At 73.6% G+C, this 13,124-nt stretch carries 11 protein-coding genes and 1 tRNA gene; 4 read left to right on the top strand and 8 right to left on the bottom strand.

From position 1 onward, the window contains the following. The first annotated feature begins 8 nt into the window (after positions 1–8). Positions 9–935: a rhomboid family intramembrane serine protease gene (locus AVL62_RS12430; protein WP_058891985.1), complete on the top strand. Its 927-nt coding sequence runs from the start codon at positions 9–11 to the stop codon at positions 933–935. A 69-nt stretch (positions 936–1,004) separates the two neighbouring features. Here the strand turns inward: AVL62_RS12430 and AVL62_RS12425 are convergent, their stop codons facing one another. Then, complete coding sequence (locus tag AVL62_RS12425) at positions 1,005–1,268, bottom strand: cell division protein CrgA (protein ID WP_058891984.1); 264 nt, start codon at positions 1,266–1,268, stop codon at positions 1,005–1,007. A gap of 55 nt (positions 1,269–1,323) precedes the next feature. Here AVL62_RS12425 and AVL62_RS12420 point away from each other — a divergent pair, with 55 nt between their 5' ends. Further along, complete coding sequence (locus AVL62_RS12420; RefSeq protein ID WP_083518930.1) at positions 1,324–2,085, top strand: DUF881 domain-containing protein; 762 nt, start codon at positions 1,324–1,326, stop codon at positions 2,083–2,085. Positions 2,086–2,100: 15 nt separating this feature from the next. On the opposite strand, the gene pknB is transcribed toward AVL62_RS12420, so the two are convergent. The 6 genes from pknB to AVL62_RS12390 are packed head-to-tail and all read right to left on the bottom strand — an operon-like array spanning position 2,101 to position 9,853. Then, positions 2,101–4,188, bottom strand: a complete 2,088-nt coding sequence (gene pknB, locus AVL62_RS12415) for a Stk1 family PASTA domain-containing Ser/Thr kinase (protein ID WP_058891983.1) — start codon at positions 4,186–4,188, stop codon at positions 2,101–2,103. Continuing rightward, positions 4,185–5,642 (bottom strand): peptidoglycan D,D-transpeptidase FtsI family protein, encoded by a 1,458-nt coding sequence (locus AVL62_RS12410; RefSeq protein ID WP_058891982.1) that lies wholly within the window; start codon positions 5,640–5,642, stop codon positions 4,185–4,187. The genes pknB and AVL62_RS12410 overlap by 4 nt, the downstream gene beginning before the upstream one ends. Continuing rightward, entirely contained in the window at positions 5,639–7,036 is a 1,398-nt protein-coding gene (locus AVL62_RS12405; RefSeq protein WP_058891981.1) for an FtsW/RodA/SpoVE family cell cycle protein, read from the bottom strand. The genes AVL62_RS12410 and AVL62_RS12405 overlap by 4 nt, the downstream gene beginning before the upstream one ends. Further along, on the bottom strand, positions 7,027–8,499 hold the full coding sequence (locus tag AVL62_RS12400) for a PP2C family protein-serine/threonine phosphatase (protein WP_058891980.1): 1,473 nt from the start codon (positions 8,497–8,499) through the stop codon (positions 7,027–7,029). The genes AVL62_RS12405 and AVL62_RS12400 overlap by 10 nt, the downstream gene beginning before the upstream one ends. A 2-nt stretch (positions 8,500–8,501) precedes the next feature. After that, positions 8,502–8,969 carry an FHA domain-containing protein FhaB/FipA gene (locus AVL62_RS12395; RefSeq protein ID WP_058891979.1) on the bottom strand — a complete coding sequence of 156 codons (468 nt, stop codon included), beginning with the start codon at positions 8,967–8,969 and terminating at the stop codon, positions 8,502–8,504. Beyond that, complete coding sequence (locus tag AVL62_RS12390) at positions 8,969–9,853, bottom strand: FhaA domain-containing protein (protein WP_058891978.1); 885 nt, start codon at positions 9,851–9,853, stop codon at positions 8,969–8,971. Before AVL62_RS12390 ends, AVL62_RS12395 begins: the two co-directional genes overlap by 1 nt. A 179-nt stretch (positions 9,854–10,032) precedes the next feature. Here AVL62_RS12390 and AVL62_RS12385 point away from each other — a divergent pair. Beyond that, positions 10,033–10,116 (top strand) — tRNA-Leu (locus AVL62_RS12385). 793 nt (positions 10,117–10,909) lie between these two features. Here the strand turns inward: AVL62_RS12385 and AVL62_RS12380 are convergent. Next, on the bottom strand, positions 10,910–12,136 hold the full coding sequence (locus tag AVL62_RS12380) for a metal-dependent hydrolase family protein (protein ID WP_058891977.1): 1,227 nt from the start codon (positions 12,134–12,136) through the stop codon (positions 10,910–10,912). Positions 12,137–12,208: 72 nt separating this feature from the next. Between AVL62_RS12380 and AVL62_RS12375 the strand changes: the two genes are divergently transcribed. Beyond that, the gene (locus AVL62_RS12375; protein WP_161937886.1) at positions 12,209–13,090 is read left to right on the top strand and encodes a MurR/RpiR family transcriptional regulator; all 882 of its coding nucleotides are present in this window, start codon (positions 12,209–12,211) and stop codon (positions 13,088–13,090) included. The last annotated feature ends 34 nt before the right edge of the window (positions 13,091–13,124 follow it).

Here is a 13,124-nt window from a genome sequence, read left to right as displayed (position 1 = left end):
GTGAGCCGGTGAGCGGGTCTGCGGCCGACGCCCCGGGGGTCCCGCCGCGTGACGGCGGCACGCCGGAGGGCCCGCCCGTGTGCCCCCGGCACCCCGACCGGACCTCCTACATCCGGTGCCAGCGCTGCGAGCGCCCGACCTGCCCCGACTGCCAGCGTCCCGCGGCGGTGGGGGTCCAGTGCGTGGACTGCGTGTCGCAGGGTGCTCGCTCGGCGCCGGTGGCCCGGACGCGGTTCGGTGCCCCGGTGCGCCAGGGCCGGCCGATGGTCACCTGGACGCTCATGGGCCTGTGCCTGGTGGTGTACGTCGCGCAGCTCGCCAACCCCGCGGTCACCCGCGAGCTGGCCTTCGTCGGCGTGCTCGCCGGGGCGGAGCCGTGGCGGCTCGTCACCTCGGCCTTCGTGCACTCCCCGCAGAGCCTGCTGCACATCGCCTTCAACCTCTACATCCTCTTCGCCGTCGGGCCGCTGCTGGAGGAGGCGCTGGGGCGGGCGCGCTTCGCCGTGGCCTACCTCGTCTGCGCCGTCGGCGGGTCGGTCGGGGTGCTGGTGCTGGCGGCCCCCGACCCCGGGTGGCTGCGGCCCGTCGTCGGCGCCTCGGGCGCCATCTTCGGCCTGCTGTTCCTCTACATCGTCCTGGCCTGGCGCCGGGGCGGGGTGCCGACGGGACTGCTGGTCATGATCGGCATCAACCTGGCCCTGCCGTTCTTCGTGGGCGGCATCGCCTGGCAGGCCCACATCGGCGGCGCCGTGACCGGCGCGGCCATCGGGGGGCTGATGCTCCTGACCTCAGCGCCCGGCCGCTCCCCGCGGGCCGTGCGGCGCCGGGCGATGGCCTGGCCGGCGCTGGCCGGCGTGCTGGTGGTGCTCCTGCTGCTGGCGGGGCTGCGGCTGTGGCAGGTCCTGGGCCCTGCTGCCCTCGGGCTGCCCGGCTGAGAGGACCCCGCCTACCGGCGGAGTTACACCGGTGTGGTTATCCCCATCGTGGGGACAACCTGTGGACGACTACCGCCACTGGGTCGCCATACCGAAGCCGATCATGATGAGACCCATGCCGATCCCGAGGTTCCAGTAGCGGATCGACTCGATGGGCCACAGGCCGCCGGTGATGTAGAAGACGGCCACCCACAGCACGCCGATGATCATCAGCGCGCACATCACCGGCACGAACCAGGAGGGGTTGCTCGGCAGGCTCTGGGTCCTGGGCTCCGTCTGGCTGGTGCGCTGGGCGCGCTTGCGGGCGCCTTCTCGGCCTCGGGACTCGGGCACGTCGACTCCTTCGTGGTGGGAGCCGTCAGGATACCCGCCGGATAGGCTGGGACCCATGACCGATCAGCGCAGCGGGGGGCCGGGGGCCGCGGTGACACCGCGCCGCGCCCGGAGCAGGACGGTCGGGGTCACCCTCGTCTGCCTGGCCGCGGGGCTGCTCTTCGGCACCAGCGCCTCCCTCGCCCGCGACGCACGCCCGGAGCCGGGGGACCTGGTCGGTCTCATCACCCAGCGCGACCTCGAGGTGCGCGAGCTCAGCGCCCGGGCCGACGAGCTGCGCCAGGACGTCGACCGGCTCCGGGCCGAGCAGGCGACCAGCGCCGCCGCCGTGGACCAGCAGCAGGCGGAGGAGCTGGCGGTAGGGGTGGGCGCGACCGCCGTCTCCGGGCCGGCGGTGAGCGTGACCCTGGACGACGCCGGCTACAGCCTGGACACCCTGCCCGAGGGCTACTCGGTCGACGACGTCGTCGTGCACCAGCAGGATCTCCAGGGCGTGGTCAACGCCCTGTGGGCCGGCGGCGCCGAGGCGGTCATGGTGCAGGACCAGCGCATCGTCGCGACCAGCTCGGTGCAGTGCGTGGGCAACACCCTCTACCTCCAGGGCCGGGTCTACTCCCCGCCCTTCACCGTCACCGCCGTCGGGGACCCCGAGGCGCTCACCGCGGCGCTCGCGGCCGACCCGGTCGTCGCGACCTACCGCGACTGGGCCGACGCCGTCGGTCTCGGGTATGCCGTCGCCGACCTCGGGGAGACCGAGCTCCCCGCCTACGCCGGTCAGGTCCAGCCGACCCACGCCCAGGTGGTCGAATCCCGCTGACCCGCGCGGTCCCGGTCAGTCGGTCGGGTCCTCCGGCGGTCCCGGGTCCTCCGGCGGCCCCGGGTCCTCCGGTGGCCCCGGCTCCGTGGGCTCCGGCGGCTCGGTCGGCTCCGGCGGGGCCGTGGGCTCCTCGGTCGGCTCCTCGGTGGGCTCCTCCGTCGGCTCCTCGGTGGTCGGGTCCTCGGTCGGCTCCGGGGTGGGTGTCACCGTCACCGACTCCGTGACGACCTCGGTGGCGGTCTCGACGGGCTCGGTCGCGACGACGAGCTCGACCGTGGTGCCCTGCTCGACCGTGTCCCCGGCCTCGACCGACTGCTCGAGCACGGTGCCGGCATCCTCCTCGCCGGTGCGCCGCGTCGTGACCTCCCACTGCAGGGCCTGCTCGTCCAGGAGCAGCACCGCCTCGTTCTGGTCGAGGCCGACGACGTCGGGCACCTCGACCTCGCCGCTGGACACGGTGAGCACGATGAGCTCGTCCGGGGTGATCTCCTCGCCCTCCTCGGGGTCGCTGGAGACGACCTGCCCCTCCTCCCAGTCGGGGTCGTCGGTCTCCTCGGACTCGCCCCGCACGTTGCTGAATCCCTCGCGCTCGAGCAGGTCCCTGGCCGCCTGCTCCTCCAGCCCCTGCAGGCGTGGGATGGTCCGGGCCTGCGGCCCGGCCGACACCGTGAGCTCCACCTCCTCGCCGCGGGGCGCCTCGCCCCCGGGCGGGTCCTGCTCGATGACGATGCCGGGCTCCTCGTCGCTGTTGCGCTGGACGACGTCCTCGGCCACGGTGAAGCCGGCGGCGGTCAGGGTGGTCCGCGCCTGCGCCTCCGTGCTGCCCACCGTGCTCGGCACGACGAGCATCTCGGGCCCGTCGTCGCCGCCCGGCCCCATCACCTGCACCAGGACCCAGGCGACCCCGGCCAGCGCCACCAGGGCGAGCGCCCCCAGCATCAGCGCGGCACCCGGGTGTCGGCGCTCGCGCACCGGCAGCTCGTCGGTCCGCTCGTAGCGGTCGTCCTCCTCGGCCCGGGTGAAGATGCCCGTGGGCTCCTCGGGATAGGCCGCTGCCCCCTGGCCGCCCGCACCGGCGGCGGGCACCGCCTGGGTGGCGGCCCCGGCACGGCTGGCGGCGGCAGCGGCCGCGGCGGCCGCCCCCGCCCCGGCCACGCCGAACCCGAGGACCCGGTCGTAGGTGGAGCGGGCCGCGGCCGAGACCGGCTCGCCCGCCCGGGCGGCGTTGAGGTCGGCGCGGAAGGCGGCGGCGTCCTGGTAGCGCTCCTCCGGCTTCTTCTCCAGCGCGTGCAGGGTGACGGCGTCCAGGGCCTGGGGCAGCCGGGCCGCGTGCGTGGACGGCGCCTTCGGTGCCTCGCCCAGGTGCTGGTAGACCAGTGACACGGGGTCGCCCTGGAACGGCGTGCGCCCGGCGAGCAGCTCGTAGAGCAGGCACCCGACGGAGTACAGGTCGGAGCGCCCGTCGACGTCCAGCCCCTGGGCCTGCTCGGGGGAGAGGTAGCGCGCGGTGCCCATGACGGCCTGCGTCTGCGTCATCGTGGCGGCGGTGTCGGCGATGGCCCGGGCGATGCCGAAGTCCATGACCTTCACGGCACCGGCCTCGGTGACCATGACGTTGGCCGGCTTGATGTCGCGGTGCACGAGGCCGCGCTCGTGGGCGTACTCCAGCGCCGCGAGCACCGCGGCGGTGATCCGTGCCGCCTCGTCGGGGTCCAGGGTGCGCTGCTCGTTGAGCAGCTCGCGCAAGGTCTTGCCCTCGACCAGCTCCATGACGATGTAGGGCACCTGCACCGTGGCTCCGCCGGACTCGACCACCGCCTCCTCGCCGGAGTCGAAGACACCCACGATGGCGGGGTGCGACAGGCCGGCGGCCGACTGCGCCTCGCGCCGGAACCGGGCGAGGAAGGAGGAGTCCCGGGCCAGGTCGGTGCGCAGCACCTTGATCGCCACCGGCCGGCCCAGCCGCAGGTCGTGGCCCAGGTGCACGTCAGCCATGCCACCGCGGCCGATGAGGTCGCCGAGCTCGTAGCGTCCGCCCAGCACCCGCTGCGAGGCCGGGGGGTCGTCGGGGCGTGGGGTGGCCTGCGTGGGGTCCTCGCTCATCGTTCCACTCCTGCGTCGAGCATGGCCCGGGCGACCGGCGCCGCGACCTGTCCACCGGTCTCCCCGGTCCAGTTGTCGGTGGCCGACTCGACGATGACCGCGACCGCGATCTGCGGGTCGTCGGCCGGCGCGAAGCCGGTGAACCACGCGTGCGCGGCGCCGCTGTCGCCATACTCCGCCGTGCCCGTCTTGCCCGCCACCTGGACCCCCGGCAGCGCGGCGGACTGGCCCGACCCCTGCTCGACCACGAGCTCCATCATGTCGGTGAGCTCTGCGGCCGTCTGGCTGGAGACGGCCCGGGAACGGGTGCGCGGCTCGGCGGACTCGATGACCTCCAGGTCGGAGTTGCGCACCTCCTCGATGAGGTATGGCGTCATCAGCACGCCGTCGTTGGCGATCGCCGCCGAGATCATCGCCACCTGCAGCGGCGTCACCCGCACCTCGAACTGGCCGATGCCGGTCAGCGCCAGCTGGGCGTCGTCGAGGGTGTCCGGGTAGATCGAGGGGGTGACGCTCATGGGGACATCGAGCGGCTCGCCGAACCCGAAGGCCTCGGCCTGCTCACGGATGGCGTCGGCGCCCAGCTCACCGGCCAGCCAGGCGAAGGAGGTGTTGCACGAGACCTGGACCGACTCGGCGAGGGTCGGGCGGTCCTCCGGGTCGCAGGCGGCGCCGCCGAAGTTGGGCAGCGTGGTCTCGGTGCCGGGCAGGGTGTAGGTCAGGCCACCCTCCAGCTCGGTGTCCGGCTCGTACTCCCCCGACTCCAGCGCCGCCGCGGCGACGACGAGCTTGAAGGTCGACCCGGGAGGGTAGAGGTCGCCGCCGATCGCGCGGTTGGTCAGCGGGGCGGCCGGGTCCTCGATAAGGGCCGTGTAGGCCTCGTCGACGGCGCTGAGCCGGTGGCTGGACAGCGCGTTGGGGTCGAAGCTGGGGCGGCTGACCATCGCCAGGATCTCCCCGGTCCGCGGGTCCAGCGCGACCGCCGCCCCGCGCCGGTCGCCCAGCGCCTCGACGGCCGCCGCCTGCACGTCGGGGTCGATGGTGAGCTCGAGGCTGGCCCCCGAGGCCGGCCTGCCGGTGACCACGTCGGACAGCCGCTGGTAGAAGAGGCTGTCGTCGGTGCCCGCGAGCAGCGAGTCCTCGGCGCGCTCCAGCCCCAGCCCCGCGCCGTAGGTGAAGGAGTAGTAGCCGGTGACGTGCGCATACCGCGACGGCTGCTGGTAGCGGCGCAGCCACTCCAGCTCGTCGTCGGTCGGCTCGGAGGAGGCGATGGGGTTGCCGTCGACGAGGATGGCGCCGCGGTCGCGGCTGTAGTTCTCGATGAGGGTGCGCCGGTTGCCGGCGCGGTCGCGCAGGTCGTCGGCCTGCACGAACTGGATCCACGTGGTCGCCAGCAGCAGGGCGGTGAACATCGCGAAGACGACGAGCGCCAGCCGGCGGACGGGGGTGTTCATCGGCGTGCCTCCGCCCGCTCGGCGGCGTCGATGCTCGGGTCCTGGCGACGCTCGGAGATGGGCCGCCGGGCCGCGTCGCTGATCCGCAGCAGCAGCGCCACGATGATCCAGTTGGCCAGCAGCGAGGAGCCGCCGGCGGAGAGGAAGGGGGTGGTGAGCCCGGTCAGCGGGATGACCCGGGTGATGCCCCCGACGATGACGAAGACCTGCAGCGCGACGGTGAAGGACAGTCCGACGGCCAGCAGCTTGCCGAACCCGTCGCGGGACCCGATCGCCGTGCGCAGCCCGCGCTCCACGAGCAGGGCGTAGAGCATGAGCAGGGCGAACAGCCCCACCATGCCGAGCTCCTCCCCGAAGCTGGCGACGATGTAGTCGCTGTTGGCGTAGTAGGTGATGTAGGGGTAGCCGTTGCCCAGACCGGCTCCGAAGATGCCGCCGTGGGCCAGCCCCATCAACCCCTTGGCCACCTGGTCGGACTGGTCGGGCGCGAACGGGTCCAGCCAGAGCGTGACCCGGCTCTGCACGTGGCTGAACAACCTCCAGGCCAGCACCGCACCGGAGGCGAAGAGGGCCAGGCCGATGACGATCCAGCTGGTGCGCTCGGTCGCGACGTAGAGCATCGCGACGAACAGCCCGAAGAAGAGCAGCGAGGAGCCGAGGTCGCGCTGCAGCACGAGGATGAGCACCGAGAGGGACCAGGCCACGAGGATGGGGCCGAGGTCCCGGGCGCGCGGGAGCTGCAGGCCGAGCACCCGGCGGCCGACCAGCGAGAGCGCGTCCCGGGTGGACACGAGGTAGCCGGCGAAGAACACGGCCACCGCGATCTTGGCGAGCTCGCCGGGCTGGAAGCTGAACGGCCCGATCCGGATCCACAGGCGCGAGCCGTTCACCGTCTCCCCGATGAACGGCAGCATCGGCAGGAGGAGGAGGACGAAGCCGAGGGCCATGGCGATGTAGGTGTAGCGGCGCAGGACCCGGTGGTCCCGCAGCAGGACCAGCACCCCCGCCGCGATGGCCATGGCCAGCCCGGTCCACAGCAGCTGCCGGCTGGCGACCCCGGAGGTCCCGAGCTGGCCCGGGACGAGGTCGATGCGGTGGATCATCACCAGACCCAGGCCGTTGAGCAGCGTGGCGAGCGGGAGGAGGAGGGGGTCGGCATACCTGGCGCGGAGGCGGAGCACGACGTGCAGACCCGCCGCGAGCGCGGCGTAGATGCCCACGTGCCACCAGACGTCCGTGGGCAGCTCGCCGGTGACCGTGAGGTTCACCGCGACGTAGGCCAGGGTGACGATGCCCACGGCGAGCACGAGCAGCAGCAGCTCGATGGTGCGGCCGCTGCGGACCGCGAGGCTGGTGACGGTCGAGGGGGTGGGGGTCGTGGCGCTCACGGGCATCCCTCCGGCCAGACGACCGTCGCGGTGGGTCGGGACCCGTCCTCGGCGCCGGTGGGCGTGGCGCCGGAGGTGGCGTCCCCCGGGCCGGCGAGGGCTCCGCTGCCCAGCTCCAGGGACTCGCGCAGCAGGTCGTCGACGGGCGAGCCGCCGCCCGGTGCGTCGGGGAGGCTGTCGGCGGTGGTCGTGTCCATGTCGTCCGGGATCTCGGTGGCGGTCGTCCCGTCGGGCAGCAGCACGGTCGGGACGCAGGCCGCCGGGGTGAGGGCGCGCAGGTCGGCGACGACGCGGTCGGCACCGGCGCGGCCGTCCGCCGACAGGGTGTCCTGGACCCGCTCCTGGTAGTAGCCCGGCAGGTCCTCCACGAGCACGTCGGTCTGCTCCTCCGCGGTGGACAGCCGCACCGGCCCGAGGTCCTGCGAGATCCCGCGGTAGATCGTCACCCGCCCGTCCTGCTCCCCGACGAAGTACTGCTGCTGGCTCCACGTCCAGGCGGCCCAGCCCCCGGCGACGAGCACCGCGGCGACGGCGACACCGATCCCGGCCAGCCGCAGCCAGCGGACCCAGGGCCGGGACTGCTCCTCGGCCAGCAGCGGCGCCTCGGCGATCTCGGAGGTGCCCGCGGCCTCACGGGACAGGGCGGCGGCCTTCTCCGCCGGGCTGAGGTGGCTCAGCGGGCGGGTGCCGCGCCGCTCGCTGGCGGCCCCGACCACCTGGGGCTTGCTCGTGCCCTCCCCGGGCGAGACGGCGTCGGCGACGATGACGCTGACGTTGTCACGCGTCGAGGCGCGCAGCGCGGTGTGCACCAGCGCGTCGGCCACCTGACCGGGGGTGCGGCCGGGTTCGGCGAGGATCTCGGTGACGACCTCCGTGGAGACGTAGTCGGTGAGCCCGTCGCTGCACAGCAGCACCCGGTCGCCCTCGCGCAGCTCGCGCAGCGACAGGTCCGGGTGGTCCTCCGGGCGCCCGGTGAAGACGCGGGTCACGAGGGAGCGCTGGGGGTGGTGCTGGGCCTCCTCCTGGCTGATCCGCCCCTCGTCCAGCAGCTTCTGGACGAAGGAGTGGTCGGTGGTGATCTGGGTGAGCCGGCCCCCGCGCAGGAGGTAGGCCCGGGAGTCGCCGATGTTGGCGACCGCGAGCTTGCTGTCGACCCGGAGCATGGCGATGCACGTGGTGCCCATGCCGTCGGAGTCCGGGTAGACCTCCATGACGTCGGCCAGCCGGTTGTTGGCCTCCTCGAGGGCGTGCTCGAGGATGTCCAGGGCGTCGTCGGCGCCGTGCGACTCCCCGTCGAGGTGCACGAGCTCCCCCACGACGAGGGAGGAGGCGACGTCGCCCGCCGCGTGCCCGCCCATGCCGTCGCACAGCACCAGGAGCTCGGGACCGGCATACGCGGAGTCCTCGTTGCGGGACTTGCTGCCGAGGCCGATGTTGGTGCGCGCGGCGTAGCGCAGGGCGAGGGCCATGCTCAACGACGCAGCTCGAGGACGGTCTGGCCGATCCGGATCTGCGCTCCCGGGTCGAGCCGGGCCCCGGTCCCGATGCGCTGGCCGTTGACCTCGGTGCCGTTGGTGGAGCCGAGGTCGTCGGCGTACCACGCGTCGGCGCCGGGGTAGATGCGCAGGTGCCGGCCGGAGGCGTAGTCGTCGGTGAGGACGAGCGAGCACTCCGGGTTGCGCCCGACGAGGACCCCGGCGTCGTGCAGCGGCACCGAGGTGCCGCGCAGCCGGCCCTCGGTGACGACCAGGTGGGTGGGGGTGTTGCGCCGCTGCTTGCGGTCCGAGCGCGACTCCGGCTTGCGGGTCGGGCCCGCGTTGCGGGTGAGCACCCGGGTGCCGTAGAGGTCGCCGCGCAGCGCGCCCACCACCGCGACGACGAAGGCCCAGAGCAGCACGACCACCCCGAGGCGGAGCAGGTTGAGGGTCAGCTCACCCATCAACCCTCCAGGTGGACCGTGATGTGGGTGCGTCCCAGGGTGATGCGGTCGCCGGAGCGCAGCTCCTCGCTGCCGACCTGCTCACCGTTGAGGTAGGTGCCGTTGGTGGAGTTGAGGTCGCGCAGGATGACCTGCAGGTGCGGCCCGTCGTGGCTGATGCGGATCTCGGCGTGCCGGCGGGAGGCGCCCGGGTCGTCGACGACGAGCGTGCAGTCCTCGCCGCGCCCGAGGGTGGTGACGGCCGCGGTGAGCGGCACCTGCCGGCCGTCGATCGTCAGCGCGGGGCCGGAGCGGCGTAGGCGGGGACGCTCGGCGGCGGGTCGGCGGTATGCCGACTCCTCGTAGGCGTCGGCGTCGTGGTCGGCGCGGTCGTGGTCACGCTGGCGCGCCTCCGCGGCGGTGCGTCGCGCGTCCGCCTCGCGCTGCTCGCGCTCCTGGGCCTCGCGCCGCTCGTCCCGGGCGCGCTGGGCCTGGGCGAACTCGCGCGCCCCTCCGCGCCCGGCGCCCTGACGGCCGTCCTTGGCCGTCGGGCGGACCCGGAAGATGCCGGTCTCCAGCTCGTCGCCGGAGACGAGGCGGACCTCGAACGGGCCGGGAGCGACATACCTCTGCGCGTCGGCGTGGTCCTCCGCCGCCGCGACGAGCTCGTCGGTGAGGGCGTGCTCGTAGGACGCGAGCCGCTCGTAGTCGGACTCGGCCAGCTCGACGGTGAAGACGTTGGGGACCATGGTGCGCCCGGGGCCCAGGACGGCGGCCCGGTCGTCCATGGCGCCGCGCATCGCCGAGGCGATCTCGACCGGCTGCACCTCGGCCTTGAAGACCTTGGCGAAGGGTTGCTTGACGGCGCGCTCGAGACCCCGCTCGAGCCTGTCGAACACACCCACGTCCTGCTCCTCGGTCTCGTCACGGCACTGGCTGGCGCCTCGATGGTATCTGCCGACCGTGGGAGGAGCCTGGAGGCTGGGGGGTGCGGTGACGGCGGGGGCGGTGGCTCTCGGGGGCCTCGGACAGGGTCGACGATTCGGGCCGCACCCTCCGCCCGTGCTAATCTTGCTCGGCACTCGCGCGAGTGGCGGAATAGGCAGACGCGCACGGTTCAGGTCCGTGTGCCCGCAAGGGCGTGGGGGTTCAACTCCCCCCTCGCGCACACCGGAAGAGCCCCAGGGATCCTCGATCACTGGGGCTCTTCGCTGTTCCCGTGAGCCCGGCAGCCCGCCGTCATGGCCCGCCACCTCCCGGGCTGCCGCGTCCTGTCCGTTTCCCGCGGATCGCAGCAGCCGCACCAATCACAAGCTGCGGGTAAATGTCCGGAAGACGGCGGTATATCTGCGTCGTCCGCGATCGTCCCCGCACGGTGGTGCTCGCCAGGTTCGTGGGGCGCATGGGGCTCAAGGACTGTGCCGCGAGCTGCGCACGGACAGAGGATCCGCACCGAGCCGTCACGGCTCGCCACCGGGCCGGCCCTGCGCAGGCCGCCGCGCCACCGGCCTGCCCCTGCGCAGGCCGCCAGGTCGTCATGGCTCGCCCCCTGCGCAAGCCGCCGCGCCACCGGCCCGCCCCTGCGCAGGCCGCCGGTCCGGCAGAGCTCGCCCCCCCTTCGCAGGCCGCCAGGTCGTCATGGCTCGCCCCTTCGCAAGCCGCCGCGTCCTGTCCGGCCTCGCGGATCGCAGCAGCCGTACCAGTCACAGGGTGCGAGGATACGTCCGGAAGACGGCGGTATATGTGCGTCATCCGCGATCGTCCCCGCACCATGGTGCTCGCGGGGCTCGTGGGGCGCATGGGGCACCCATCGACAGCAGGGGCGGCTCCTCCTCCGGTGGCTCCGGGGGCTGCCCGCGTCGAGGTCGTGCCGCGAGCTGCGCACCGACAGAGGAACCGTGCCGAGCCGGCGATGCGGGGTGCGGGGTGCGGGGTGCGGCCCGGAGGGGCCGTTCCGGGCGTCAGGCCTCGTGCGCCACGACGCCGCGCTGGAGCACCATGCGCAGTTGGGCCGCGGGCTGCGCCAGGACGCCGGCGTCCTGCAGCGGGTCGCTGCGCCAGAGCGCGAGGTCCGCCGTCGCGCCCTCCGAAACCGTGCCCAGCCGACCCGGCTGCCCCACGAGGTCGGCACCGACGAGGGTGGCCGAGCGCAGGATGTCCACCGGAGTCTGGACCTGGGACCGGATCGTGAACTCGTGGCTCTGGTGCCGGTGCATGGCGCCCAGCAGGTCGGTGCCGAGGGCGATCTTCACCCCGCCCTTGCTCGCGAGGTCCAGGGCGTGCAGCCCGGCCTCGAGCACGTCGCCGACCTTGGCCTGGCTCGCCGCGGGCAGACCGGCCTCGGCGCCCTCCTTGCTCAGGTAGTCGTAGGTCACCAGGGTCGGCACGAGGAAGGCGTCGTGCTCGCGGAAGAGCGCGACGCTGGAGGCGTCGATGAGGTTGCCGTGCTCGATGCACCGCAGGCCCAGCTGCAGCCCGCGGTTGACGGCGCGCGCGGTGTAGGCGTGACCGGTGACGTAGCGGTTGGCGTTGGCGGCCTCCTCGACGACGGCCTCGATCTCGTCGACCGAGAACTGCAGCGAGTCGACCCGGTCGGTCGGGGAGGCCACGCCGCCGGAGAGCATGATCTTGACGTGGTCGGCGCCGGTGCGCAGCTGGTTGCGGGCGGCGCGGCGGACCTCGTCGACCCCGTCGCAGAGGGTGCCGATGTTGGGGCAGCAGACGTGGTTGTCGACGACCTGGCGACCGGCGCTGCGCAGGTCGGCGTGGCCGCCGCTCGGCGAGAGCGCCTTGCCCCCGAAGAAGACGGTGGGCCCGGCCCACAGCCCGTCCGCGACCGCGGCCGCCACCCCGTGGTCCGCCCCGCCGACGTCGCGCACCGAGGTGAAGCCGCGCTCGAGCATCCCCCGCAGGATGCCCTGGGTCTGGGCCGCGACGTAGAAGGGGGAGAACTCCGCCTGCGCGGCCAGGTCCGCGGTCCCGGCGGTGACGTGGACGTGCGCGTCGATGAGACCGGGGCTCACGAACAGGCCCGTGGCGTCGATCGTGGTGGCGGACCGCGGTGGCGTGACGTCGGGGCCCACCTCCTGGATCACCCCGTCGCTGATGACGATGTCGGCGCGGACGGCCTCCCCGGCCGTGACGTCGCAGACGCTGCCTCCCTGCAGGACGACGGTATGCGGTTCCACTGGTGGTCTCCTCTCGCGGACTTCCTGCCTCACCCTGCCACAGTCCCGCAAGAAATGTTGCACAATGTCACCATGTCCGTCAGCGAGGTGCCGCCGTGGGTGGCGGCGCGCCTGGGGGCACGTGCACCGGGGCGGGGGGTGCAGGAGGTGTTGAGGACGTTGGCCACGCACCCGCGCCAGATGTCGTATGCCTCGGTCCAGGAGGCGGCAGACCTCGCCGAGGTGAACCCCGCCACGGTCGTGCGTGCGGCCCAGCTCGTCGGGTTCAGCGGCTGGCCGCAGCTGCGGGCAGAGGTCCGGTCCCGCTACCTGTCGCTGCTCTCCGCCTCCGAGGTGCTGCAGGAGCACGGGGAGGCGCAGGGTGCCGGGGAGTCCGCCGTGCGTCAGGACCTGCACAACCTGCGGGACCTTGGCACCCTCCTCGACGAGGACCAGCTCGCCCGGGTGGCGGCCATCATCATGGCCGCCCGCACCACCCTCGTCCTCGGGTCGGGCAGCTTCGCGGCCCCCGGTCTGCAGCTGGCTCACCTGGCGCAGACCCTGGGGCACGACGTCCGGCTGGAGCGGGCGGGCGGCACGGCGCTGCTCAACGCCTTCGCGACGCTGCGCGAGGGGGACGCGCTGGTGATCTTCCACCTGTGGCGGACGCCCGGGGACCTGCTGCAGATCGCGGGGCTCGCCCGTGACCGGGGGGTGCGGCTGGTCGTCGTCGGCGACCACGCCCGCCCGGGGATCACGGCGCTCGCCGACGAGTTCGTCATGGTCCCGAGCGAGGGGGCCAGCATTTTCCCCTCGCTGGTGCCGACGGTGACGGTGGTCCAGGCGGTCGTGGCCGCCATCGTGGCGGCCGACCCGGGGGCGGCGACCAGGGCCACCGACGCCGCCGACGAGCTCTGGCGCGACTTCGGTCTCTTCCCCCGCGACAAGGACGGACTGCTGCCCGAGGTGCAATAGTTGTTGCAATCTGGTGGCGCTCGCGGTTGGATGG

This window comes from Serinicoccus chungangensis (assembly GCF_001483745.1).
Lineage (GTDB): Bacteria > Actinomycetota > Actinomycetes > Actinomycetales > Dermatophilaceae > Ornithinicoccus > Ornithinicoccus chungangensis_A.
This window is presented reverse-complemented; position numbering and strand designations above follow the sequence as displayed.

Excerpts from the sequence above, each read along its gene's own strand:
- AVL62_RS12395 (WP_058891979.1), bottom strand. The coding sequence starts at position 8,969 with ATGGGTGAGCTGACCCTCAACCTGCTCCGCCTCGGGGTGGTCGTGCTG.
- AVL62_RS12405 (WP_058891981.1), bottom strand. The coding sequence starts at position 7,036 with ATGCCCGTGAGCGCCACGACCCCCACCCCCTCGACCGTCACCAGCCTC.
- AVL62_RS12400 (WP_058891980.1), bottom strand. The coding sequence starts at position 8,499 with ATGGCCCTCGCCCTGCGCTACGCCGCGCGCACCAACATCGGCCTCGGC.
- pknB (WP_058891983.1), bottom strand. The coding sequence starts at position 4,188 with ATGAGCGAGGACCCCACGCAGGCCACCCCACGCCCCGACGACCCCCCG.
- AVL62_RS12420 (WP_083518930.1), top strand. The coding sequence starts at position 1,324 with ATGACCGATCAGCGCAGCGGGGGGCCGGGGGCCGCGGTGACACCGCGC.
- AVL62_RS12375 (WP_161937886.1), top strand. The coding sequence starts at position 12,209 with ATGTCCGTCAGCGAGGTGCCGCCGTGGGTGGCGGCGCGCCTGGGGGCA.
- AVL62_RS12410 (WP_058891982.1), bottom strand. The coding sequence starts at position 5,642 with ATGAACACCCCCGTCCGCCGGCTGGCGCTCGTCGTCTTCGCGATGTTC.